Annotated in this window: 19 protein-coding genes; 13 read left to right on the top strand and 6 right to left on the bottom strand. The window is 64.3% G+C overall.

Translation table 11 applies throughout. The features are described 5' to 3' along the window. Nucleotides 1-107 precede the first annotated feature (107 nt). From tagH to AC07OV_RS14955, 13 genes are all read left to right on the top strand, one after another. The gene (gene tagH / locus AC07OV_RS15015; protein ID WP_495092482.1) at nt 108-1442 is read left to right on the top strand and encodes a type VI secretion system-associated FHA domain protein TagH; all 1335 of its coding nucleotides are present in this window, start codon (nt 108-110) and stop codon (nt 1440-1442) included. A 51-nt stretch (nt 1443-1493) separates the two neighbouring features. Continuing rightward, nucleotides 1494-2003, top strand: coding sequence for a type VI secretion system lipoprotein TssJ (gene tssJ / locus AC07OV_RS15010; RefSeq protein ID WP_494997523.1), 510 nt, complete (start codon nt 1494-1496; stop codon nt 2001-2003). Between the two features lie 18 nt (nt 2004-2021). Beyond that, nucleotides 2022-3356, top strand: a complete 1335-nt coding sequence (tssK, locus tag AC07OV_RS15005) for a type VI secretion system baseplate subunit TssK (protein ID WP_176994477.1) — start codon at nt 2022-2024, stop codon at nt 3354-3356. Between the two features lie 6 nt (nt 3357-3362). Further along, the gene (locus tag AC07OV_RS15000) at nt 3363-4652 is read left to right on the top strand and encodes a DotU family type VI secretion system protein (protein ID WP_495092481.1); all 1290 of its coding nucleotides are present in this window, start codon (nt 3363-3365) and stop codon (nt 4650-4652) included. Beyond that, nucleotides 4649-8149 (top strand): type VI secretion system membrane subunit TssM, encoded by a 3501-nt coding sequence (tssM, locus tag AC07OV_RS14995; RefSeq protein ID WP_495092480.1) that lies wholly within the window; start codon nt 4649-4651, stop codon nt 8147-8149. The genes AC07OV_RS15000 and tssM overlap by 4 nt, the downstream gene beginning before the upstream one ends. Beyond that, nucleotides 8146-8799, top strand: a complete 654-nt coding sequence (tagF, locus tag AC07OV_RS14990) for a type VI secretion system-associated protein TagF (RefSeq protein WP_176994474.1) — start codon at nt 8146-8148, stop codon at nt 8797-8799. The genes tssM and tagF overlap by 4 nt, the downstream gene beginning before the upstream one ends. Then, nucleotides 8800-9519, top strand: a complete 720-nt coding sequence (locus AC07OV_RS14985; RefSeq protein WP_495092479.1) for a PP2C family protein-serine/threonine phosphatase — start codon at nt 8800-8802, stop codon at nt 9517-9519. Then, complete coding sequence (locus AC07OV_RS14980; RefSeq protein WP_495092478.1) at nt 9516-12500, top strand: serine/threonine-protein kinase; 2985 nt, start codon at nt 9516-9518, stop codon at nt 12498-12500. The genes AC07OV_RS14985 and AC07OV_RS14980 overlap by 4 nt, the downstream gene beginning before the upstream one ends. Further along, entirely contained in the window at nt 12500-13204 is a 705-nt protein-coding gene (locus tag AC07OV_RS14975) for an ABC transporter ATP-binding protein (protein ID WP_176994471.1), read from the top strand. The genes AC07OV_RS14980 and AC07OV_RS14975 overlap by 1 nt, the downstream gene beginning before the upstream one ends. Beyond that, complete coding sequence (locus AC07OV_RS14970; RefSeq protein ID WP_495092477.1) at nt 13204-14388, top strand: ABC transporter permease family protein; 1185 nt, start codon at nt 13204-13206, stop codon at nt 14386-14388. Before AC07OV_RS14975 ends, AC07OV_RS14970 begins: the two co-directional genes overlap by 1 nt. After that, nucleotides 14381-16090, top strand: coding sequence for a formylglycine-generating enzyme family protein (locus AC07OV_RS14965; protein WP_495092476.1), 1710 nt, complete (start codon nt 14381-14383; stop codon nt 16088-16090). Before AC07OV_RS14970 ends, AC07OV_RS14965 begins: the two co-directional genes overlap by 8 nt. An 84-nt stretch (nt 16091-16174) precedes the next feature. Continuing rightward, nucleotides 16175-17098 (top strand): type VI secretion system-associated lipoprotein TagQ, encoded by a 924-nt coding sequence (gene tagQ / locus AC07OV_RS14960; protein ID WP_176994468.1) that lies wholly within the window; start codon nt 16175-16177, stop codon nt 17096-17098. 124 nt (nt 17099-17222) lie between these two features. Continuing rightward, nucleotides 17223-17597: a helicase gene (locus AC07OV_RS14955; protein ID WP_495092475.1), complete on the top strand. Its 375-nt coding sequence runs from the start codon at nt 17223-17225 to the stop codon at nt 17595-17597. A gap of 132 nt (nt 17598-17729) precedes the next feature. Here the strand turns inward: AC07OV_RS14955 and AC07OV_RS14950 are convergent, their stop codons facing one another. The 6 genes from AC07OV_RS14950 to exbB all read right to left on the bottom strand — a co-directional run bounded on the left by AC07OV_RS14950 (nt 17730) and on the right by exbB (nt 24701). Next, nucleotides 17730-19130, bottom strand: a complete 1401-nt coding sequence (locus AC07OV_RS14950; protein WP_495092474.1) for an HDOD domain-containing protein — start codon at nt 19128-19130, stop codon at nt 17730-17732. A 148-nt stretch (nt 19131-19278) separates the two neighbouring features. Next, a complete protein-coding gene (gene recG / locus AC07OV_RS14945; protein ID WP_495092473.1) occupies nt 19279-21354 on the bottom strand; it encodes an ATP-dependent DNA helicase RecG in 2076 nt (691 codons plus the stop codon). 8 nt (nt 21355-21362) lie between these two features. Beyond that, nucleotides 21363-22283 (bottom strand): hydrogen peroxide-inducible genes activator, encoded by a 921-nt coding sequence (locus AC07OV_RS14940; protein ID WP_495092472.1) that lies wholly within the window; start codon nt 22281-22283, stop codon nt 21363-21365. A 223-nt stretch (nt 22284-22506) separates the two neighbouring features. Then, nucleotides 22507-23256, bottom strand: a complete 750-nt coding sequence (locus AC07OV_RS14935; protein ID WP_494997531.1) for a TonB family protein — start codon at nt 23254-23256, stop codon at nt 22507-22509. Next, entirely contained in the window at nt 23253-23678 is a 426-nt protein-coding gene (gene exbD, locus AC07OV_RS14930; RefSeq protein WP_003195519.1) for a TonB system transport protein ExbD, read from the bottom strand. The genes AC07OV_RS14935 and exbD overlap by 4 nt, the downstream gene beginning before the upstream one ends. A gap of 6 nt (nt 23679-23684) precedes the next feature. Beyond that, nucleotides 23685-24701, bottom strand: a complete 1017-nt coding sequence (gene exbB / locus AC07OV_RS14925; RefSeq protein WP_176994462.1) for a tonB-system energizer ExbB — start codon at nt 24699-24701, stop codon at nt 23685-23687. Between the last annotated feature and the right edge of the window lie 30 nt (nt 24702-24731).

The following is a 24731-nucleotide window of genomic DNA, read 5'->3' as shown; positions in this document are numbered from 1 at the left end:
GCTGACAAAAGCAGGTTTTGAAGGTCGATTGCACGACCTGGTGGGGACCTCCCGGGAAACGCTGTCCCGGGAGTTGACCGCGCGCGAAGTATCAGCAAGGAGGCAAGATGTCGCTGTGTTTGACTATCACTAGTTATCACAAGATTACCCCTGGGCAGTGTCCGGAAAAGTCCTTGAACCAGGGCTCGATGGCTATTGGCCGCAGCTCGGATAATGACTGGGTATTGCCTGATCCTGAGCGTCTGGTTTCTTCGCAACACTGTGTTATTCAATACAAAGATGGCCGTTATTATTTAACCGATAACAGCACCAACGGCGTGGAGTTGGTTAACGCCGGTATTCGTTTGCGCCGGGGCAACAGCGAGCCCCTGCAGGACGGCGAGCTGATCCGCATCGGCGATTACGAGATCCAGGCCCGCATCGACTTCAACGTGCAGGCCGTCGACAGCCAGCCGTTTGTCGGAGATTCACCCAACAGCTTCGAAGCGCTGATGGGTGCCGTGGTGAGCACGCCCACGCCGATCCCCGTGCCGGTGATCGCCCCGCAATTCCAGGGCGCGTCCTCGATGGACACCTTGCCCGACCTGTTCGACTTTCTCAGCCCCACCGCCGTGCCGCCGCCGACCGTGGCGGACCATGTGCCTTCCGAGCAGCACGATTTCCGTCCGCCGACGCCCGTGGCGGTCCCCGTGGTCGAAAAACCCGTGGTGTCCGGCTCGGTGATCCCCGAGGACTGGGACCTGTTCGGCGACACGCCCGCGCCCGCGCCTGTGGTGGCCACGCCCGTACCAGTCGGCACACCTGAGCCGCTCCCTGCGCCCGTCATCGCGCCGCCGGTGCTTGCCGATACCGCGCAACCCGACCTGCTGCAAGCCTTCCTGCGCGGTGCCGGCCTGGACCAACTGCGCCTGGACAAGACCGACGCCTGCGCCCAGATGGAAAACATCGGCCGCAGCTACCGCCTGATGGTCGAAGGCCTGATCGATGTGTTGCGTGCCCGGGCCAGCCTCAAGGGCGAGTTCCGCATGCAGCAGACGATGATCCAGCCCGCCGAAAACAACCCGTTGAAATTCGCCCCGAATGCCGATGAAGCGTTACTGCTGCTGCTTCGCCACGGCAACCAGGCGTTTATGGCGCCGGACGCGGCGGTGCGCGACAGTTTCGACGACTTGCGCGCCCACCAGCTGGCAGTGATGGCCGGGGTGGAAGCCGCCATCAAGCACCTGCTCAAGCGCTTTGAACCGGCCCAGCTGGAAGAACGCATGGGCAAGCCGGGCGGGCTCTCCAGCCTGTTCAACGGTTCGCGCCAGGCCCAGTACTGGCAACAGTTCACCGAGCTCTACAGCAATATTTCCCGCGAGGCCCAGGAAGACTTCCAGGACCTGTTCGGCCGCGAATTCAGCCGAGCCTACGAAGAACACAGCGCCCGACAGCGACGCTGACACGCAGTACATGGATTAACGGATAGCTAAGTACGTCATTGAGGACGCAGGATGATTCCCAGGTTTTTACTCGCAGCCGCCACGGCGCTTCTGCTGACGGCGTGTGCCACGGACGCCGCCAAACCCGACGCACCGGCCGAGGCTGAAGCCGACACCGCCGCCGTCGAATTGCACTTCCACGCGATTGCCGGGCTCAACCCCGGTGCCAACGGCCAGGCAGCACCGGTGCGGGTGCGCATCTTCGAGCTGAAAAACGCCGCCACCTTCGGTCGTTCCGATTACTTCGCCTTGGCTGACCGTGCGCAATCCACCCTCGGCCTGGACCTGCTCGACCAGGACGAAGTGATGGTGCATCCCGGCCAGCAATTGAGCATTCAGCGCGACCTTGACCCGTCCACCCGCCAGATCGGCTTGCTGGTGGGTTACCGCGAGCTCGACCGCGCGCAATGGCGCACGGTGATCAACGTGCCGGCGCGCCAATACACCGAATACCAGATCAGCCTCGATGTGCGTGCCGTGCGCGCCGACGTCGTGGTTCCCCCATCCAGCCCTGCCAGATAAGAAGCAATCGGAGCCCCCATGTCCTGGAACAATCGCGTGGTCTGGTCGGAAGGCATGTTCATCGGAACGCAGCACTTCCAGCAGCATGACCGTTACCTGGAAAACCTCATTGATGCCCGCAGCCGTCCATTGTCTGCAGGCAGCTGGGGTTTTTCTGAATTGCTGATCGACCAGGGCCTGTTGGCTCAGGGCAAGCTGGCCATCGTGTCTGCACGCGGCCTGTTGCCCGACGGCACGCCATTCAATATCCCCCAGGACGACCTGGCGCCGAGCCCGCTGAATATCGACGACAACCTGCGCGACGGCCTGGTGTACCTGGCCTTGCCGCTCAAGCGCGCGGGCGCGCGCGACACCGTCGACGAAGGCGAAGCCCTTGGCGCCGCGCGCTATGTGAGCCAGGTGCGCGAAGTGCGTGATGACAACGCGCCGTTCGAAAACCGCGCACCGGTGGCCGTGGGCTCCCGGGCCCTGCGCTTGCTGACCGCCCAAGATGGCATCAGCGATTACGCCGCCGTGGGCCTGGTGCGCATCAAGGAAAAACGTGCCGACCGCGCGCTGGTGCTCGACGACACCTACATCCCACCCGTGCTCGACGTGGCCGCGAGCAAACCGCTCACGGCGTTTCGCAGTGAACTGCTGGGCCTGCTGCACCAGCGTGGCGAAGCCCTGGCTGGCCGCGTGGTCGCCTCGGGCGCCGGGGGCGCGTCGGAGATTGCCGACTTCATGCTGCTGCAACTGGTCAACCGCGCCCAGCCGCTGATCCAGCATTTCAGCCAGTTGAGCCCGCTGCACCCGGAGCGTTTTTTCAGTGAGCTGGTGAGCCTGGCCGGCGAATTCTCCACCTTCTCCACCACCGGCCGGCGCCCCCAGGAATACCCGCACTACCAGCACGACGACCTGGCCCTGAGCTTTGCTCCGGTGATGGCGGCGCTGCGCGAGGCCCTGTCGATGCTGATCGACAGCAAGGCCACGCCGATCCCGATTGTCGAGAAAGCCTACGGCATCCACGTGGCGATGCTGGCCGACAAGACCCTGATCGACACTGCCAGCTTCATCCTCGTGGTGCGCGCCGATGTGCCCGGCGAGACCCTGCGTGCGCGCTTCGGCCAGCAGAGCAAGGTCGGCTCGGTGGAGCACATCCGCGACATGGTCAACCTGCAACTGCCGGGCATCGGCCTGCTGCCGTTGCCGGTGGCGCCACGGCAGATCCCCTACCACGCAGGCTCCACCTATTACGAACTGGACCGGGGCAGCGAGCACTGGCAGCAGTTGAGCAATTCCGGTGGGTTTGCCTTCCACATCGCCGGGCAGTTCCCGGGCTTGAACCTGGCCTTCTGGGCGATCCGAGGATAATCCGCGATGCATCCCAATGATGACGACCGCACCCAGTTCATGCCGCGCCCGGGTGGCCGTGCGCCAGAACCTGCGCGTGCCGAACCCGCGCCTTTGTCGATGCCGGCCGCACCGATGCTCACCGGCAAGAGCCAGGGCCTCAACCCGCTGGAAAGCGCGGCCGGCCCGTTGCTGGCGCTGCTGACGCGTCTGCGCAACACCATCGCCCACCCGGCGCCCGCTAGCCTGCGTGCGCAGTTGCTGGCGTACCTGCGCCAGTTCGAAGAACGCGCCGAAGCCGCCGGTATTGCGCGCAATGAAGTGCTGTTGGCGCGCTACGCGTTGTGCACTGCCCTGGATGAAGCGGTGTTGAGCACGCCGTGGGGCAGCACCAGCGATTGGGGCAAGCAGAGCCTGTTGATCACCGTGCACAACGAGGCCTGGGGCGGCGAAAAGGTCTTCCAGTTGCTCGACCACTGCCTGCAAAGCCCACGGGAACGCCTGTACCTCCTGGAGCTGTTGTACCTGTGCATGTGCCTGGGTTTCGAAGGCCGCTACCGCGTGATGAACGACGGCCGCAGCCAGCTGGAAGCGTTGCGCGAACGCACCGCCGCCGCGATTCGCAGCGCCCGTGGCGAGCACGAGCGCGAGCTGTCGCCGCACTGGCGCGGTGTGACCGTCGCCCGCGATCGCCTGGCGCAATTCATGCCGCCGTGGATCGCGGTGGCCATCGGTGTTGCGCTGTTGCTGGCGTTGCTGTTCGGCTTGCGCCTCAAGCTGGCGTCGGATGCCGAGCCGGTATTCAAGAATATCCATGCCCTGGGCGAAATCCCGGTGCAAGCCATCGACCGTCCGGTGGCACAGCCCAAGGTGATCGAGCGACCCCGCCTGGCGGGCTTCCTCGTGGAAGACATCAAGGCCGGCCGCGTGGCCGTGGAAGATGCCGTGGACCGTTCGGTGGTGACCATCCGGGGCGACGAGCTGTTTGCGTCCGCCAGTTCCAGCATTGTCGATGACTACCAGCCGCTGATGCTGCGCATCGCTGACGCCATTCGCAAAGTGAAGGGCCAGGTGCGGGTTACTGGCCACAGTGACAACCGCCCGATTGCCACGCTGCGCTTCCCGTCCAACTGGGCGCTGTCGGAAGCGCGGGCCAAGTCGGTGCTGGAGATCCTGGCGGCCAAGACTGGCCAGGCCGAGCGCTTCAGCGCCGAAGGCCGCAGCGACACGGAGCCTGTGGCCATCAACAGCACAGCCGAAGGCCGCGCCCGCAATCGTCGGGTTGAAATCACTGTATTGGCGGAGGGCGTCGAGTGAAGGCGTTTTTCAGTTTCATGATTCGCTGGGTGATCCCGGTGCTGGGCTTGATCGCCTTGAGCCTGATCATCTGGTTTGTCGGGCCGTTGCTCGATGCCTTGGTGCCGGAAGGCCGCCGCTGGGCGCTGATCATCCTGGTGTTCGCGGTGTGGATTGCCTACCGCGTATTCCGCATCATCCAGGCCCGTCGCCAGGCCGCCGAAGTGATGCGCAGCCTGGCTGCCGAAACCCCGGCCGACCCTAACAGCGTGGCCACCGCCGAAGAACTCACCACCCTGCGCCAGCGCATGGACGAGGCCCTGGCGCTGCTGAAAAAAGCCAAACTGGGTGGCGATGAGCGCCGCAACCTCTACGAACTGCCGTGGTACGTGATCATCGGCCCACCGGGCTCGGGCAAGACCACCGCGCTGGTCAACTCCGGCCTGCATTTCCCATTGGCGGCCCAGTTGGGCGCCGGTGCGGTGCGTGGCGTTGGCGGTACGCGCAACTGCGATTGGTGGTTCACCGACCAAGCGGTGTTGCTCGACACGGCAGGCCGCTACACCACCCAGGACAGCAACTCCACGGTGGACAAGGCCGCGTGGCTGGGCTTTCTCGACCTGCTGAAAAAGCAGCGTTCGCGCCGCCCCATCGATGGTGCGTTCATCGCCATCAGCCTGTCGGATTTGCTGCTGGGCACCGACGCGGAACGTGCCGCCCACGCGGCCGCTATCCGCTTGCGTATCCAGGAGCTGTACACCCAATTGGGCGTGCGCTTCCCCATCTACCTGATGCTGACCAAGCTCGATTTGGTACCAGGCTTCATGGAGTTCTTCGACAACCTGAGCAAGGAAGACCGCGCCCAGGTGTGGGGCATGACCTTTGCCCTGGACGACGGCAAAAACAGCGACAGCCCGCTGGCGCATCTGCAAAGCGAATTCGCCGGGCTGGAACAGCGCCTCAACGAACGCCTGGTGGAACGCCTGCAACAGGAGCGCGACCCGGCGCGCCGCGACCTGATCTACGGTTTCCCGCAGCAGTTCGGCGCGTTGAAAGATTGCCTGCAAAGCTTCCTCGAAGGCGTGTTCAAGCCCAATGCCTTTGAAGAGCGCGTGTTGCTGCGCGGTGTGTATTTCACCAGCGGCACCCAGGAGGGCAGCCCGATTGATCGCCTGATCGGCGCCATGGCCCAGAGCATGAACCTGGACCGCCAACAACTGGCGCGCCAGAGCGGCACCGGGCGCAGTTACTTCATCGAAAAACTCTTCACCGCCGTGGCGTTTGCCGAGCGCGGGCTGGTGGGTGTGAACCCCAAGGTCGAACGTCGACGCAAGTGGATTGCGCGTGGCGTGCTGGCGGCCACCGTGGCGGTGGTCGTGGTGGTCAGTGGCCTGTGGTGGGTGAGTTATCGCGCCAACCAGGCCTACATCGCTCGGGTTGACCAGAAGGTCGCGCCGCTGGGGCAGGCGGTACAGAGCCTGAGCCCGGCGCAGCGCGAAGTCCTCGCGGTGCTGCCATTGCTCAACGCGGTGAAGCACCTGGCGGGTGATTCGCCGAGCTGGTCCGAAGGGCTGGGACTTTACCAGGGCGACATGCTCGAAGCCGAGTCGGCCAGTGTCTACCGCAAGCTGTTGATCGCGGTGTTTGCACCACGCCTGGTGACGCGCATCGAAGAGCAACTGCACGGCGGCGGCAATTCCGACTTCCTCTACGAAGGCCTCAAGGCCTACCTGATGCTGGCCGACAGCGAGCATTACGACCCGGACTTCATCAAGGCCTGGATCGCCCTCGACTGGGACCGCAACCTGCCGCGCGACCTGCCGGCCGATCAGCGCCAGGCCCTGAGCGGGCATTTGCAGGCGCTGTTCGAACGCCACCCGCCAAGTGCGCGCCTGGACCCACGCTTGATCGATGACCTGCGCCGGCAACTGCAACAACTGCCGGTGGCGCAGCGTGTGTATGACCGGGTCAAGCGTCAGAAGCTGCCCGAAGGCATCCCGGACTTTCGCCTCAACGAAGCCGCAGGCCGTGATGCGGCGCTGGTGTTCAGCCGCAAAAGCGGCAAGCCGTTGGGCGAGCCGTTGAGTGGTTTCTTCACCGCCAAGGGCTACCGCCAGGCGTTCTTGCTCAGCAGCCTGAACCAGACCGGCACCCTGGCCGAAGAGCAATGGGTGCTGGGCCGCGAACAGGCAGATCAGCAAAACGTGGTGAGCCTGGCCGGTGATGTGCGCCGTTTGTACTTCCAGGACTATCAGCGTCAGTGGGACGCGCTGCTGGCAGACATCGACTTTGTGCCGATCACCAGCGTGGCCCAGGCGGCCGACGTGCTGCGGGTGATCTCCGGCCCGACCTCGCCGCTGAAAAAACTGCTGGTGGCGGTGGCCAAGGAAACCGACCTGCAAGCCGAAGAACGCCAACTGGCGGCCAAAGGTGTGCCGGTGGAAGGCGGCGTGGACAAGCTCAAGGAGCGCCTGGGCAGCCTGCTCGGCCAGGAGCAACCGGCGACCAGCGCGCCCGCTGCTGCGGATGATCCGGTGACCGCGCACTTTGCCGAACTCAACAGCATCGTCAGCAAAAACGAAGGTGAGCCAGCGGCCATCGATGGCTTGCTGTCCGACATGAATGCGCTGTACGTGCAGGTCAGCGCCATGGTCGGTGCCAGTGGCGACGCCTTGCTCGGCGAGGCGAAGAACCAGGCGGCGGCTGCGGCCACGCGGGTCAGCCTGAATGCCGAGCGTCAGCCGCCGCTGGTGCAAGGCATGGTCAAGTCGGTGGTCAATTCCACCACCAACACCATGATGGGCGGGGTGCGTAACCAGCTGAACGCGGCGTGGGTCAGCGAAGTGGTCAACGTGTATCGCCAGTCCCTGGCCGGGCGTTACCCGATGGCGCCGGGCAGTGCGCGGGATGCCACCCTGGACGACTTCGGCCAGTTCTTCGGGGTGGGCGGGGTGATGGACAACTACTTCCGCAAATACCTGCAGCCGTACGTGGACACCTCCGCCCAGACCTGGCGCTGGCAGCCGGGCGCGGCGCAGAAGCTGGGGATTGCCCCGGGTGTGCTGCAAACCTTCCAGCGTGCGGCGGCGATCCGGGATGCGTTCTTCCGCGCCGGGGGCACCCAGCCCATTGTGCGTTTTGAACTCAAGCCGGTGTCGATGGACCCGACCATCACCCAGTTCCTGCTGGATCTGGATGGTCAGCAACTGAGCTACGACCACGGCCCCAGCCGCCCGGTGGCCATGCAATGGCCGAACCCCGGCAGCATTGGTGTGGTGCGGATTTCCATCATGCCGCCGTCGGCCAGTGGCCGTTCCGGTGTGACCCTGGACGGGCCGTGGGCTTGGTTCCGCCTGCTGGAGCAATCGGACCTCACGGCGGGCAACTCGCCGGACCGCTTCAACCTGCGCCTACGGGTTGACGGTGCGAGCATCGCCTACGAGTTGCGCGCCAACAGCGCGTTCAACCCGTTCAAGAGCCGGGTGCTCAGCGGTTTCAGCCTGCCGGAGCGGCTATGACGACGTTGGGTTTCTACGGCAAGTTGGCCAGCCGCGGTGACTTTGTCAGCCGCGCCTTGCCCCAGAGCTTTATCGGCCCGTGGGACAGCTGGCTGGCCGCAGGTTTGCTCGCCAGCCAGAACAGCCTCGGCGGTGACTGGCTCAACACCTACCTGGTCAGCCCGCTGTGGCGTTTTGTGCTGGCGCCGGGCGTGTGCGGGCCGGACGCCGCAGCGGGTGTGGTGATGCCGAGTATTGACCGGGTCGGGCGTTATTTTCCGCTGGCGGTGGTCATGTTGCTCGATCACGACACCAACCCTGCATCCCTGGTCGGCGGGCCGGACACCTGGTTCGAGCAAGCTGAAGAACTGCTGCTGAGCACGCTGGACGCGGGCGCGACCTTCGAAAGTTTCAACGAGGGCGTCGACAACCTGGGCCTGCCGGGCAGTGAACCCCGCGCGGTGGACAGCCGTTTCGCCGGCCTGCAACGGGTGGCCGCCACCGTGCCCCACGGGCGCCTGGCCGCGCTGGCCGAACAGGCCTGCGAAGGGGCGAGCCTGTGGTGGGGCCGCGGTTCGCAACAGATTTCCCCTGGTTTATTACGGTGTCAGGGCCTGCCTGCCGCCGGCGATTTTGCGCAGTTTTTGCTCGGACAAGAAGGTGTGGTGTAGATGGGGTCGACGTTCAAATCCGCGAGCAAAAGCCATGTGGGCATGGTCCGCCAGGTCAACGAAGACGCGTGCCTGGACCTGCCGGAGAACCGCCTGTGGGTGGTGGCCGACGGCATGGGCGGGCATGCGGCAGGCGACTATGTCAGCAGCCTGATCGTCGACAGCCTGCGCGGCGTGCCGGTGGGGCGTTCCCTGGACGAGTACTCGGCCGCCCTGCGCAACGACCTGGTCCGCATCAACGCCGCCGTGCGCGAAGAAACCGCCAACCGTGGCGTGAGCCTGATGGGCAGCACCGTCGTGGTGCTGGCGGCGCGTGGCCTGCGAGGCGTGTGCCTGTGGGCCGGCGACAGCCGCTTGTACCGCCTGCGCGACGGTGTGCTGGAAGGCATCTCCCGCGATCACAGCTACGTGCAGGACCTGCAAGACAGCGGCCTGCTCAGCGAAGCCGACGCCCGCGTACACCCGCGCGCCAACATCGTCACCCGCGCCATCGGGGTGGAGGCACAGCTGGACCTGGCCGTGACCGACTTGTTGATCGCCCCCGGCGACAGCTACCTGTTGTGCAGCGATGGCCTGAACAAGACCGTCGAAGACCATGAAATCCGCGAAGTGCTGAGCCACGACGCCCCCGACGAAATCGTGCGCAGCCTGGTGCACCTGGGGCTTAACCGGGGCGCACCGGACAACATCACCGCCATTGTCGTGAAGGTCTCGCCATGAACATCGTGATCCCGGGTTATGACATCGACGGCGAGATCGGCGAAGGCGCCATGGCCAGCGTGTATCTGGCGACCCAGCGCTCGCTGGAGCGCAAGGTGGCGCTGAAAGTGATGGCGGCGGCCCTGGCGGCGGATCCGACCTTCTGCGAACGCTTTTTGCGCGAGGGCAAGACCCTGGCGCGTTTGTCCCACCCGCACACCGTGACCATCCATGACATCGGCAATGTCGGTGAGCTGTATTACATGGCCATGGAGTACCTGCCCAACGGAACGCTCAAGGAGCGCATTGCCGCCGGCATGACCCCGGAGCAGGGCGTGACGCTGATCCGCCAGATCGCCTCGGCACTGGGTTATGCCCACGCCCAAGGCTTGGTGCATCGCGACGTGAAGCCGGCGAACATCCTGTTCCGCGCCGATGGCACGGCGGTGTTGTCGGACTTTGGCATCGCCAAGTCCCTGGACGACCGCACCCAGTTCACCCAGGCCGGGTTTGCCGTGGGCACGCCGAGCTACATGAGCCCGGAACAGGCGCGGGGCCAGGAGATCGATGGCCGCGCCGACCTGTACGCGTTGGGCGTGGTGCTCTACGAAATCCTGGTGGGCAAGCTGCCGTACACCGGCACCGATGCGCTTTCCACCGCGCTGGCGCACCTGACCGAACCCCTGCCGGAATTGCCGGTGCACCACGGCCGTTATCAGGACGTGCTGCGCAAGCTGTTGGCCAAGGACCCGGCAGAACGCTTTCCGGATGCGGCGGCCTTGCTGCGTGCGTTGGATCAACTGCCGGTGGATTCGCCGGAAGCAACACTGGTGCGGCCGTTGCCGATTCCCGTTCCGACCCCAGTCAGTTTCGACCTGGCCGGCATCACGCCAGAGTCCATCGAGATCCCCACTGATAAACCCCAGCCGGTGCGCCAGCCAGTGGTACCCCCCACCCAGCACAGCGAACAGCGGCGTGGTCCGGTGTTGGCACTGGCGGCCGTTGCGGTGGCGGTTGCCTTGGCCATTGGTGGGGCCAGTTATTGGTGGTTGAGTGGCAGCGATACCCCTGCCGCCAAGCCACCGGCTGCCGTGGTGCCGACGGTCACACCACCGCCTACGCCAGTTGCATCGGTGGCTGAGGTGGATGGCGGCCAGCGTCCGTTGCTGATGGCGGGCAAGAAGACCTTGTTCCAGCGGGTCCTGAGCAAGCCGGGGGCCAAACTTTCGGCCGAGGCGGGCAGTGCGCCGGGCAAGGCGTTGCCGGCGTTTTCCGTGCTGTATGTGTATCAACGCAAAGACGTCGACGGCAGCCCATGGGTACGCGTCGGTGCCGCCACCGATGGGCGCAGCGACGGTTGGCTGCCTGCGGCCCAAGTCAGCGACTGGAAGCAGAGCCTGGTGCTCAAGTTCACCGAGCGCTCAGGCCGAGCGCCGGTGATGTTCCTGCGCCAATCCGCAGAGGTGGAAAAGCTGCTGGCTGACCCGGCAGCCGCCAAAGGCGTATTGGCCAAGGCGCAGAAAAACAGTGACGACAACGGCCAGGTGCTGGCCCTGGAACCCACGGCCAGCGCGGTGCCGCAGAACCAGTTCTACCTGTTGCCGATCTTCGATTCCAAAGAGAGCTTCGACGAAAACGGCCAGCCGGTGCAGCTGCTCAATGTGGCGTCCATCGACCCCGGCAGCGCAGCGGCCAAGCCCGCCACGCCGGTGATCAGCGCCAACGCCGACGCCTTCCGGACTGCCGTGGTGCTGGTGGTGGACACCACCGTGTCGATGCAGCCGTACATTGACCAGGTGCGCGACGTGGTGTACGAGCTGCAAACCCGCATCGCCGAGCGCGGCGAGCTGGACAGCGTGAGTTTTGGCTTGGTGGGGTTCCGTAACAGCACGAAGAAAACCCCGGGCCTTGAGTATGTGGCCAAGACCTTGATCACCCTCGATCAGGGCCGCGACCCGCAACGCTTCCTCGACATGGCGCGTCAGGTCAAGGCGTCGACCGTGTCCAGCCATTCCTTCAACGAAGATGCCTTCGCCGGTGTGATGCAGGCAGTGGATGGCATGGACTGGTCCGGCTACGGCGGGCGCATCATCCTTTTGGTCACCGATGCGGGTGCGTTGCGCAAGAACGACCCGTTTGCCGCCACCCAGATGAACGAAGCCGAGGTGCGCCAGGCGGCACTGGGCAAGCAGATCAAGATCTACGCCCTGCACTTGCGCACCGATGCCGGCAAGAAAACCCACGCCGGCGCCGAGAGCCAGTACCGCATCCTTACGGCCGACGCCAACCCGCAGATCGGCGACCTGTACACGCCGGTGCCGGGTGGCGATGTACACAAGCTGGGTGAGCGCGTGGACGAGATCGGCAGCGTGTTCGCCAACCTCGTGCACCAGGTGCGCAGCAACACGCCGCAACCGGTGCCGTTGCTGAGCAGTGCGCCGAGCCTGGCGGACAAGTCGGCGGCGGTGGGTTATGCGATGCACATGGACTTCCTCGGTCGCAAGACTGCGAGCCAGGCGCCGCAGCTGGTCAGCGCCTGGACCGCCGACCGTGACCTCACCAACCCGGCGCTGCCGGCGTTCCAGGTGTGCGTGATGCTCACCAAGTTGCAGCTCAACGACTTGCAGCAGTCGCTGAAACTGATCGTCGATGCCGCGCGCAAGACTCAGACTTCCCCCAAGGATTTCTTCCAGGAAATCGCCAGCGCCTCGGCCTACATGAGCCGCGACCCACAGGCCCTGCGCAAGGGCGGCAACCTGGCCGACGGCGGCATCCTCGGCGAATACCTGGAAGGCCTGCCGTACCGCAGCAAGTCGCTGAACATGACCCAGGACCTGTGGTTGTCGTTGAGCGTGGCCGAGCAGGAAGACTTTATCGACGAGCTGGATTCGAAAATCCGCCTCTACGAAACCTTCCACAATGACGTGGCCAACTGGGTCCGTTTCGGCGATGCCGAGCCGGGCGATGCGTTGTACCGCGTGCCGTTGTCGACGTTGCCGTGATGTTGAGTCTGAGCGCGGTGCACAAGAGCCGGGGCGTCGGTAGCCAGCGCTATAGCCTGGTGATCCCGGCGCTTGCGCTGCGTGCGGGCGAGCAATTGGCGATTGTCGGGCCCAGCGGTTGCGGCAAGAGCACCTTGCTGGACCTGCTGGCGCTGGTGCTGGCGCCCGATCAAGTCGGGCAGTTTGAATTCCATCAGCACGACATCGCCGGGTTGTGGCGCGGTGATCAGCAAACCACGTTGGCCGCCTTGCGCAGCCAGCACCTCGGGTATGTGCTGCAAACCGGTGGCTTGCTGGGCTTTCTCGATGTGCGCAGCAATATTGCGTTGTCGCGCCAACTGCTGGGCTTGAAGGACGACGGCAGTGTGACGCGGCTGGCCGAGCAGTTGGAGATCAGCGACCAATTGGCCAAGAAACCCGCCGCCCTGTCGGTGGGCCAACGCCAGCGTGTGAGCTGTGCCCGCGCCTTGGCCCATGCACCGCAATTGGTGTTGGCCGATGAGCCGACCGCCTCCCTCGACCCGCTGAACGCAGAACGGGTGATGCAGGCGCTGCTGGCCCAGGCCCGCGAGCACCGTGCCGCCTGTGTGATCGCCACCCATGACGAACCTCTGGCCCGTGCCAGTGGCTTGCAGGTAAGGCGCATCAGTTGCCGTCGTGATACCGACGGCGGCGTCACCGCTACCCTCGGGGAGGCGTGCTGATGCGTATCGGTCTGGTGGCGTCGCTGGCCTGGCAGGACTATCGCAATGACGCCTGGTTGTCGGCCTGTTCAGTGCTGGCGCTGGTGGCGGTGATCGCGCCGCTGCTGGTGTTATTCGGCCTGAAGTTTGGACTGGTTAGCAGTTTGACCGAACGTTTGGAGACCGACCCCGCCACCCGTGAAATTATTCCGTTGGGCGGTGGTCGATTCAGCAGCGCATTTATCCAGCAGCTTGGCGAGCGTAGTGATGTGGCGTTTGCCGTACCGCGTACGCGACAGATTGCGGCGACCGCGCAGGTGGGCACCTTGACTCTGGAAATGCTGCCGACGGCCGCGGGTGACCCGTTATTGAACGGCCTGCCGATGCCCAAGGGGCTGGAGCAGATCGTGCTGAGTCACACCGCCGCTGAAAAGCTGGCAGCGCGGCCTGGCGATTGGTTGGACGCAAGCTTTGCCCGGCAAGTGGCGGGGCGCGTCGAAGCCCGGCGCACACGCTTGCAAGTGCTGGCAGTGTTGCCGCTGGAAGCTTTCGCCCGAGACGGTTTGTTTGCCGACCTGGGCTTGCTGGAAGCGGCGGAAGATTATCGCGACGGCCGTGCAGTGCCGGCGCTGGGTTGGGACGGTGAGGCGGTTGGCGCGAATGAGCAGCGGGTGTATCCGGCGTTTCGCTTGTACGCCCGTACCCTCAGCGATGTGGAGCCGCTGCGGGTGTTTTTTGCCGGGCAGAACCTGTTGGTCTCGACCCAGGCGCAGACCATCGCGCAGGTGCAGTCGTTGAGCCGCAACCTGTCGATCGTGTTCTGGGTGATTGCCGGAGTGGCGTGGGTGGGGGCGTTTGCGGCGATCTTCGCCGGGGCGTTGGCTGCCGTGGCGCGCAAGCGGCGGGAATTGTCGGTGTTGCGCCTGTTGGGGTTTTCCACCGGTGGGCTGCTGCTGTTTGTGGTGGTGCAGGCGCTGTACAGCGCGGGTGCCGCCGCCGTGCTCAGTGCCGCGCTGTATGGCGTGGCCGAGGCGGGTTTGAATCAACTCTTTGTGCAGGTGCCGGGCGAATACGCCAGCCACCTGCTGGCGCGTCACTACGGCCTGGCCCTGGTTGCTGTCCTGGGCGTAAGCGCCGTGGCGGCGGCCTGTGGTGGTTGGCGAGTGGCGCGTATCCAGGCTTCTGAAGGAATCAGAGATGTATAAGTTACTGGGCGCCTGTGTGGCGCTGAGCCTGGCCTCGATGGCCTGGGCCGATGAGGCGAGCAACAAGCTGGACAACCCCAAGCCGCTGGAAGGCGACGTCAGCCTGCCGCTGCCGTGCGACGGCAATATGGTGTTCCGCTACGCCTACGTGCTGGCCCAGGGCACCCTGGATGACCGCGAGATCAGCCTCGGCTACCCCTTTGCCGAGGGCGAGGCGGGTTATCAGCAGTCGTTTATTTCTGGCTACCGCCGCGACTTCATCAACGGCCAATTCACCCTCAAGGACCTGCCCAAGGACTGGAGTAAAGTCATCGCGCCGTTGATGCCCAAGACCGACGCGAAGACCCCGCTCAAGCCGATGCTCTACTTCATTGGCAAGTACGAAGTGACCACGCGCCAGTACGCGCAAGTGATGTCCCAGGCGCAGTCCCTGGCCAGCGGCGAGCCGGCCCCGGCGTGCGATGCGCCGACGGGCATGGCGGCGCGCTTGCCCAAGGTGAAGCTGTCGCGCTTCGAGGCCGAGCGCTTCTCGGCGGTGTACAGCGCCTGGCTGATGAAATACCACCGTGATCTGCTGCCCGTGAGCGGGCGTGGTTCTTCGGCCGAAGACGGCGGCCTGGGCTTTGTGCGCCTGCCCACCGAAGTGGAGTGGGAGTTCGCCGCACGCGGTGGCCAGGCGGTGAGTCGCCAGGACCTGGAAGGGCGCCTGTTTCCTCGCCGCGCCGAGGGCAGCGACAGCGACGGCCCGCTGGCCGATTACGCGGTGTTCAACCAGGTTGCCGGTGGCACCGGCCAGGCTGCTCGCCTGATGCCCATCGGCACCAAGTTGCCCAACCCCATCGGTATGTTTGATGTGATCGGCAACGCCGCAGAAATGGTCCAGGAATCCTTCCAGCTGGTCCACGCCGGGCGCCGCCAGGGCACCTACGGCGGCTTTGTGGTCAAGGGCGGCAACTACCTGGAAGGCGAGGGCACGTTGTTCACCGGCATGCGCCGCGAGTACCCGCTGTTCGCCGCCGATGGCACCGAGCAAAGCAACGAGACCACCGGTTTCCGCGTGGCGATTGGTGCGCTGTCGGCGCCGCGTTCGCGCTACAAGGAGCTGTTCGCCCAGTGGCAGAAAGAGGGCCGCCTGGCCTCGCTGACCGACGCGATCGACGACGCCCAAGACCCGACCAAACGCCTGGACAGCATCATCGCTGCCAGCGTCGACCCCAAGCTGCAAGCCGAGCTGGGGCTGGTCAACGAAGAGCTCAAGCGCAACGTCTCGCTGATCGCCCAGCAGCGCGAAGAAGCGGCGGGCAACCTGATCCAGTCGGCCGCGTTGGTGGCCGAAACCATCAGCAACTACAACATTCGCCTGGCCAACCTGCAGAAGAGTCGCCAGCAGGCCCTGGACAACAAGGACGAGGCCAGCGCGCAGCTGTTTGCCACGGCCATCGACAACGGCCGCAGCGCGCTGGATGGCGCGGTGGCGATCTACATCGACAACCTGGCCACCGGCACGCGTTACACCGATGCGGTGATCCAGGCGCAGTTTCAACGGATCAAGGAAGAGTTGGATCGCAAGCCAGTGCTCGGCAAGAGCCTGGTGACGCGCGCAACACTGTTCGTTCGCCATGTCGGCAATTACCGCAAGCAACAGCGGGCCGACCCGGCAACGATCTTGAAGGAATTGCTCGCAGCGAGCGGACAGCGATGATCGCTGGCTGTATGGCGAGCTTGGAAGGGACTCAGGCGGCGGTGGGCCGTGCTGGGCAAGTCAAACTTAAAAGAGAACACACCTATGCTTTTTTCCCGTAAGGCGGTTTCCAAGCGTCACTTGCTGCTGATCGCGGCCGGCTTCAGCACCGTGCTGACCGGTTGCGCCACGTCGCCGACCTCCAAGGTCGCGTCGAGCACCAAGGTCGAGTACTACCCCAACTGCTACGAGCCCGTGCAGCACTTGCGTGCCACCGATTCGGACATGACCAAGTCGGTCGTCACCGGCGCGGCGCTGGGTGCGGCGGGTGGTGCATTGCTGGGCGCCCTGACCGGCGACTCTGACAAGCGTGGCCGCAACGCCGCCATCGGTGCGGCGGGCGGCGCCTTGGCCGGTGGTGCTGCCGGTTACTACACCGAGCGTCAGAAGCAGATCAGCGATGACAACCAGCGCATCGCGTCCTACTCCACCGACTTCAACAAAAGCGCGTCGGACATCGACCGCAGCACCGCCTACGCCCGTGCGTCGCAGCAGTGCTACCAGAGCGCATTCACCAAGCTGGTCAATGACCGCAAGGCCAAGACCGTCAACGACACTGAAGGCCGCAAGCGCCTGGCGGAAATCGTCGCGGGCCTGAAAGAGTCCAATGACCTGATCGTCGCGGTCAACGGCAAAGCCAGCGAAGACCTGAACAACTACACCCAGGCCTACGAGAAAGACCTGCAGCAAGTGGGTGTGCAGCGTACTGACGTGGTGACTGTGGCCCAAGCCGACACCACGCCACCGGTTGCGCCGGCCAAGGGCAAGAAAGCCGTGAAGCCTGCGAAGAAGCCGCCACTGCCCACCGTGCCGAAAGAAGCGGTGACCACCGAGAAGAGCATCCAGACCGTGCAGGCCAAGCAAGCTGAAAGCAAGCAAGTGGCCAGCGCCGGTAAAGCGCAGATCGAAGGCACCTGCCGCGATCCAAACCTGGCCGACTGGGCGCCGGTGCCTTGCCCTAACGTTTAAGTAACATGTTGCTATAAGCGTTAAACGCCAGCCGATCTCCTGCTAAAGCGCGAGATCGGTGGCGTTCCCCGGACAAATCGTTACACTGCTGCGGCCACTCAATAATTACACCGAGGCCGTGTGCATGAAATTTCGTCTTCTCCTGTGGGTGCTGGGCCTGATGATGGGCAAAGCCAGCCGCACCAATCCCGCCTTCCAGCAACAGTTGGGTGACAAAGACCTGGCGTTCCAGTTGCAGACCCTCGACGGCAAGGTTGCCCGTCACTTCATCGTCAAAGATCAGCGCATTACCAGCCGCTCGGGTGTTCACCCCTCGCCGGCGTTCGCCATTGCGTTCAAGGACGCGGCTTTCGGCTTCGCCACGATGCAGGCGAAGAACAAGCAACTGGCGTTCATGACGGGGATTCAGGACAAGACGATCCAGATCAAGGGCAGCCCGGCGCTGGTGATCTGGTTCCAGGGGTTGACCAAGTATCTGAAGCCGAAGAAAAAGAAATAGGGTTTTTCAGGTAGACCGAGTGGGATTCATCGCAGGCAAGCCAGCTCCCACATTCAACCGCATTCCAAAGAATGTACTCGGTCAACGGTGGGAGCTGGCTTGCCTGCGATAGCGGTCTAACCGGTTAAAGATTCAGGCCTGGCTGAACTGGGACGCCAGCTCGCGCAACAGCACTTCTGCATCCAGCACCTTGCCCACCACTTCCTCAGCCTTGTCACGGCTCAACCCCAGGCGCTCAAGCATGGCGTCGGGGATCGCTTCGTCCGGCCCGGAACCGATGCCCCGGCTGCGCAGCAGGCGCACCGCCAGGCACACCAGGTTCGGGTACTCGGCGTATTGGCCGTCGTAGGTCGGGTCGTGCTGGAAGCGCAGGGCAGTGGACAGCTCGTCCGGCATGTCCCAGTAGCGCATCAACCAGGCGCCGATCTGCTCACGGCTGATCCCCAGCAGGTGCTGTTCCACATAGCTGTGGCACAGGTGCGGGTTGACCTCCAGGTGACGGCAGATCAGCGAGAAATGCGGCGGGAACACGTGGGCCAGCAACAGGTAGCCAAAGTTGTGCAGCAGGCCGGCGAGATAAGTCAGGCCGGCTTCCGGGCGCTGGGCGCGCGGCATGGCGCGGGTCAGGCCTTCGATCACGGCCGCGGTGTAGATCGACTGGTGCCAGTAGGGCGTGGACTGGTGCGGGTGGTCCTTGGGCAGGCTCAGGGTCTTGCCCAAAGCCAGGCCAAGTGCCAGGTTGATCACCAGGTCGAAGCCCAGCACGCGCACGATGGCGTCTTCCACGGAGCGGATCTTGCCCGGCGAGGCGTAGTACGGCGACGCTGCCCAGCTCACCACTTGCGCAGCCAGCGCGGGGTCGGTCTCGACCACGCTGGTGATGTCATCAATGGTGGCATTGGGGTCGACCCGCAGCTTGATGATCTTTTGCGCGGTGTCGGCCAGCGGTGGGATCTCGATGGTCGCTTCCAGGCGCTGCTGGATGCGGCGGGCGGTGAACGCCTGCATCGCCTGGGTGATTTCCTCGCGATCATCATTAGGGCGGTCGAGGTTGGGGCGGATATTGCTCAACGGCTCGCCGAAGTGACCGGCGCTGGCCTTGGTGAGCATGGTCTTGAAGTCGTCGCTGGAGATTTCCAGCAGCAGGCCGGCTTCACCCGAATGCACCAGCAGGCTGGGCTCGTTGAGCAGGCTGCCTTCGTACAGGCACGGCGAGGTGGTCAGTGCCGGCAGGCCCGGCAGCAGGCTCAGGTCATGTTTGCCCAGCATGCGCTCGACACGCTCCGGCGCAACGGCGGTGAGGCGGCGCCCAGTGAGTTCGGCGAGGCGGTTGAGGTCGAGCAACTGGTTCTGAGGGAACAGCACCATGAGTGCGCCGACGGCATCTTCCAGCAGCACTGCCTGGACCTTTCGTGCGGGATTCAGGCCAGGTTGTTCGGCAACTTCCGTGTAGCTGATGGCGAGCTTTGCGAGCAGAGCCCGAATAACCGGCGGAGCGGTCAGCGGGGCTGTGGCGAGGGCTACTTCTGACATGGCCTGATCCAATTTCTTACAGTTCCCGAAGTATAACCAGCTTGATACAACTGTTGGTCGACTAACTGTGGTTTGTGACGTGGTTGGCTATGGGAAGCGGTTGTTCTACCTGACGCCATCGCCGGCAAGCCGGCTCCTACAGGGTATTTCAGACCTGGCCGTATTGTTGGCCGTGGCGCAGCCAGCGGTCGAGCAGCGGGCTGACATGATCCGGCCAGCGTTCGAGCAGGGCCTGGGCGGCGTCGCGAACGGCGGGCAGCAGGTCGGCGTCGCGCATCAGGTCGGCGACCTTGAATTGCAGCAGGCCGGTCTGGCGGGTGCCGAGCATTTCGCCGGGGCCGCGCAGTTCGAGGTCTTTTTCGGCGATGACAAAACCGTCGTTGGTTTCACGCATGATGCCCAGGCGCTGGCGGCCGATCTGTGACAGCGGTGGGTGGTACAGCAGCACGCAGTGGCTGGCGGCGCTGCCCCGACCGACGCGGCCGCGCAACTGGTGCAGTTGGGCCAGGCCCAGGCGTTCGGGGTTTTCGATGATCATCAGGCTGGCATTGGGCACGTCCACGCCCACCTCGATCACCGTGGTGGCCACCAGCAGTTGCAGGTTGCCGGCCTTGAATTCGGCCATCACTGCGGCTTTTTCGGCGGGCTTCATGCGGCCGTGGATCAGCCCGACCTTCAGCTCGCCCAGGGCGCTGGTGAGGTCTTCATAGGTGGTTTCGGCCGCCTGGCAGGTCAGCTCTTCGGACTCTTCGATCAGCGTGCACACCCAGTAGGCCTGGCGGCCTTCAGCGCAGGCGCCGCGCACGCGTTCGATCACTTCGACGCGGCGGGTGTCGGTGACCAGCACGGTATTGACCGGTGTACGGCCGGGCGGCAGTTCGTCGAGGATCGAGGTGTCGAGGTCGGCGTAGGCGCTCATGGCCAGGGTGCGCGGGATCGGCGTGGCGGTCATGATCAACTGGTGTGGGCTCATGCGCCCGCCCACGCCTTTCTGGCGCAGGGCCAGGCGCTGTTGCACGCCGAAGCGGTGCTGTTCGTCGATGATCACCAGCGCCAGGTTCTTGAACTGCACTTCGTCCTGGAACAGTGCGTGGGTGCCCACCACCATCGGGGCGCCGCCGGCAATCTGCTCCAGCGCGGCTGTACGGTTCTTGCCCTTGAGCTTGCCGGCCAGCCACGCCACCTCCAGGCCCAGCGGTTCGAGCCAGCGCTTGAAGGTGATGAAGTGCTGCTCGGCGAGGATTTCGGTGGGCGCCATCAGCGCCACTTGGTAACCGGCTTCCAGCGCTTGCAGGGCGGCAAGGGCGGCGACCACGGTCTTGCCCGCGCCCACGTCGCCCTGGATCAGCCGCAACATCGGTTCTTTCTGGCTGAGGTCGTAGGCGATCTCATTGCCCACCCGCTGTTGGGCACCGGTTGGCGCAAAGCCGAGGTTGGCCAGGTATTGCGCAGGCAGTTTCGTGGCCTTGGGCATGGCTGGCGCGCGCAGGGAGCGCATGCTTTCACGCAGGCGTTGCTGGGACAGTTGGTGAGTCAGCAGCTCTTCAAACGCCAAGCGATGCTGGGCCCAGTGATGGCCCAATGCCAATTCATCGACATCGGCGTCGGCCGGAGGGTGATGCAGGTAGCGGATTGCATCGGCCAGGGGTGCCAGCTGGTAGTCGCGGGCCAGTTCCAGGGGCAACCAGTCGGGCAGGCTTTTCGGGCCAAGCATGGTCAGGGTCTGCATGCACAACTGGCGCAAGCGCTGTTGGGTCAGGCCCTCGGTGAGTGGGTAGATCGGGGTGAGGGTGGTGTCTACCGGCGGCGGCTCGTCGCCGGTGATGGCGCGGTATTCCGGGTGGTAGATCTCCAGGCCCGACGCGCCCGGGCGGGCTTCGCCGTAGCAGCGCACGCGGGTGCCACGCTTGAGGCCTTCCTTTTGAGCATTGCTGAAATGGTAGAAGCGCAGGCTCAGGCCGCCGGTACCGTCCTGCAGGCGCACCACCAGGCTGCGACGCTTGCCCATCACCACGTCGGCACCGCTGACGGTGCCTTCGACCACCGCATCCTGCCCGGGGCGCAACTGGCCGATGGGCACCACACGGGTGCGGTCCTGATAGCGCAGGGGCAGGTGGAAGAGTACGTCCTGGAGGTTTTCCAGGCCGACCTTGGCCAATTTCTCGGCCATGGCTTCACCGACACCCTTGAGTGCCGTCACCGACACCTGTGACAACTCGGTCATACGGCTAATCAGCTCGCAACAGTCGGCTTGGCCACCGAGCACAGGCGGATCGAGTCGGCCAGGATCTCAATGGCCTTTGGCCGTGGGAAGCTGGCACGCCAGGCGATCGCCACGGTACGGAATGGCACGGGTGGCGTGAGTGGGCGCACTTCGATTACGCCGGGGGCGTAGTGATGGCTGTCGACTGCCGAGAGCGGCAGGATCGAAATGCCCAGGCCGGAGGCGACCATGTGGCGGATGGTTTCCAGGGAGCTGGATTCCACGGTGGTGTGCTTGGCGCCGTCGTTGCCTTTGGTCAGGGTCGGGCAGGCTTCCAGCACTTGGTCGCGGAAACAGTGACCTTCGCCCAGCAGTAGCAGGCTCTTGTCGTTGAGCAGGCCGGCGTCGATGGTTTCTTTTTGCGTCCACGGGTGGCTGGCCGGCATCAGCACGTAGAACGGCTCATCGTAGAGCGGCAGGGTGAGCACGTCCGCCTCGTTGAACGGCAGGGCGATGATGATCGCGTCCAGCTCGCCGTTGCGCAGTTTGTCGCGTAGCACGTGGGTGAAGTTTTCTTCGATATACAGCGGCATCTGCGGCGCAACGCGGTGCAGTTGCGGGATCAGGTGCGGGAACAGGTACGGGCCGACGGTGTAGATGGCGCCGACTTTGAGCGGTGCCGTCAGCTGGTTTTTGCCGGCCTGGGCCAGTTCGCGAATGCTTTGGGCTTGCTCGAGGACCTTCTGGGCCTGGGCAACGATGCCTTCGCCCACCGGAGTCAGGCGCACGGCGCTCTTGCTGCGCTCGAAAATCAGCACACCGAGTTCGTCTTCAAGCTTTTTCACACCCACCGACAGCGTCGGCTGGCTGACATGGCAACGCTCGGCCGCGTGGCCGAAGTGCTGCTCTTGGGCGAGGGTCACGATGTAGCGTAATTCTGTAAGAGTCATAGCGAGCGTCCATGAGGTTGCGGGCCAAGCATACCGGCTGCAATCGATAGACGCACGTTATCAGAACTTTGGTGGGGATTGAGCGGGGAATAGGGAGGATTTTGCTGATGCAGTAAATCAATGTAGGAGCTGGCTTGCCGGCGATGCAGGCACCTCGGTCTTAAGTTGCACCGAGGTGATGCTATCGCAGCGGTGCGGCGATCCGACAAACCAGCTTCAGTTGTTAGCGGCGACGCTTCTCGATGTTGTAAACGAACGGCGCGACGATCTCGACGCTGCCGCCCTTCAACATATCGGCCGGTGGCTTGGGCAGTGGCTGGGCACGACGGATCATCTCCAGGGTCGCACGGTCCAGATCGGCGTTGCCGGAGCGGCCCACCAGTTCGTAGGACAATACATTGCCTTCGGCATCGACCACAAAGCGCAGGCGGTTCATGCCTTCCTTGCCACGCTGTTGGGCACTTTGCGGGTACTTTTTGTACTTCTGCAAGTGGGCCAGCAGGGTGCCTTCCCAAGACGCTTTGGCCGCAATCTGTTGAGGCGACGGGCCAGGAACGGGCTGGGCCGACTTCTCAGCGGGTGCGTTGGTCGGTGGGGTTTCGCTCGGCGGCTCCTCGGAAGGTTTCTCCTTGGGCGGCTCGGGCTTTTTTTCCACGGGCTTGGGCGGCTGAGGTTTAGGCTTTGGCTTGACCGGCTTGGGCACCTGGATCGTTGGCTTGGGTGCCTCGGCCAGCTTCGGCAGGGGCAGCTCTTCCACCGGTGCAGGCGGTTGCGGCGGCGTGATCACCTTGGGCGGTGCCGGCGGCGGCGGGGCTGGCATCGGTGCCAGGTCGATGACCATGGCTGCCGGTGGCAACTGCACCGTACGCGGTGCTGACCAATGAAGCGCGATAGCGATCGCGACGGCATGCACGCCCAGTACGACGGCGAGGCTGGTGCCATATCGCGTCAGTTTGTGGCGCGTCGTGATCATTTCTTGGCTGCCGTCTCAAGTCCGACCAGGCCTACCTTGAGGTAGCCGGCTGCCCGCAGGGCATCCATCACGCTCATCAGGTCGCCGTAGTCCACGCCTTTGTCGGCCTGGAAGAAGATGGTCGTGTCTTTCTTGCCTTGGGTCTTGGCGTCGAGCACCGGGCCCAAGGTTTCAGCTTTGACTTCTTCTTCGCCCAGGAACAGGCGCTGGTCCGCCTTCACGCTGAGGAATATCGGTTTTTCCGGCCGCGGCGCAGGCTTGGCGCTGGACGCGGGCAGGTCGACCTTGATGTCCACGGTCGCCAGGGGGGCTGCCACCATGAAGATGATCAGCAGCACCAGCATCACGTCGATAAACGGTGTGACGTTGATTTCGTGGTTCTCGACGAGTTCGTCGTCGCCTTGATTCAAATGCAGGCCCATGGCCGATTACCCCACTTTCACCATGTGCGGTTGCGAGCTGCGCTCGGTAGGCAGGTGATCGAGGTCACGGCTGACCAGCAGCAGGACTTCTGCCGACGCGTCCGATACCTGGGCCTTGTAGCCGGCGATGGAACGGGCGAAGACGTTGTAGATCACCACCGCAGGAATCGCGGCAACCAGGCCCAGGGCCGTGGCCAGCAGGGCTTCAGCGATGCCTGGGGCAACGACTGCGAGGTTGGTGGTCTGGGTTTTGGCGATGCCGATGAAGCTGTTCATGATGCCCCACACGGTACCGAACAGGCCGACGAACGGCGCGGTAGAACCGATGGTTGCCAGCACGCCGGTGCCGCTGCTCATGTTGCGACCGCAGGCAGCCACCAGGCGCTCCAGGCGGAAGCTGACGCGTTCCTTGATGCCTTCTTTTTCGCGGGTGTTGGCCGACAGGCGCATTTCTTCCAGAGCGTCGTGGACCAGCAGGTTGGCCAGGGTGCCCTTCTTGGTCGCGGTTTCACTCGCTTCCTTGAGGGTGGTGGCTTTTTTCAGGTGGACGATTTCAGTGCGCAGGCGGCGTTTGGCGCCCAGCAGCTCGAAGCCCTTGGCGATCCAGATGGTCCAGGTGATGATCGAGGCAATGGCCAGGCCGATCATCACGGCTTTCACCACGACGTCTGCGTTCTGGTACATGCCCCATGGGGACAGGTCGTGGGCCATGCCCAGGGAGTTGTCCTGTTCGGCTTGAGCTTCTTCACCCAGGGCATTGATGCCGTCGATCGCGTTTTTGAGTTCCGGCGGCAGCTTGGAAACGTCGACGGTGCCGTCGGCGTTTTTTGGCACAGCTATTTGTTCGACGTGCGCTGCGGGTGTTTGTGCTGCGGCAGCTGGAGCAGCAGACGGTGCAGTGGCATCGGCGAATGCGGCGGTCGGTGCCAGCATTACGCTGAACAGCAACGCAGCAATCGCACGCCAGGCGCGGGATGGGCTGTGAGGCTTGGTTGGCGAAGCGGGGTTTGTATTACGTGTCATGCTGGCCGGACCTGAGAGAAAAAATGAGTG

The organism is Pseudomonas sp. GW821-FHT09A09 (genome assembly GCF_059418405.1).
The sequence above is the reverse complement of the archived record's forward strand: the minus strand, read 5'-3'. Positions and strand labels throughout refer to the sequence as shown.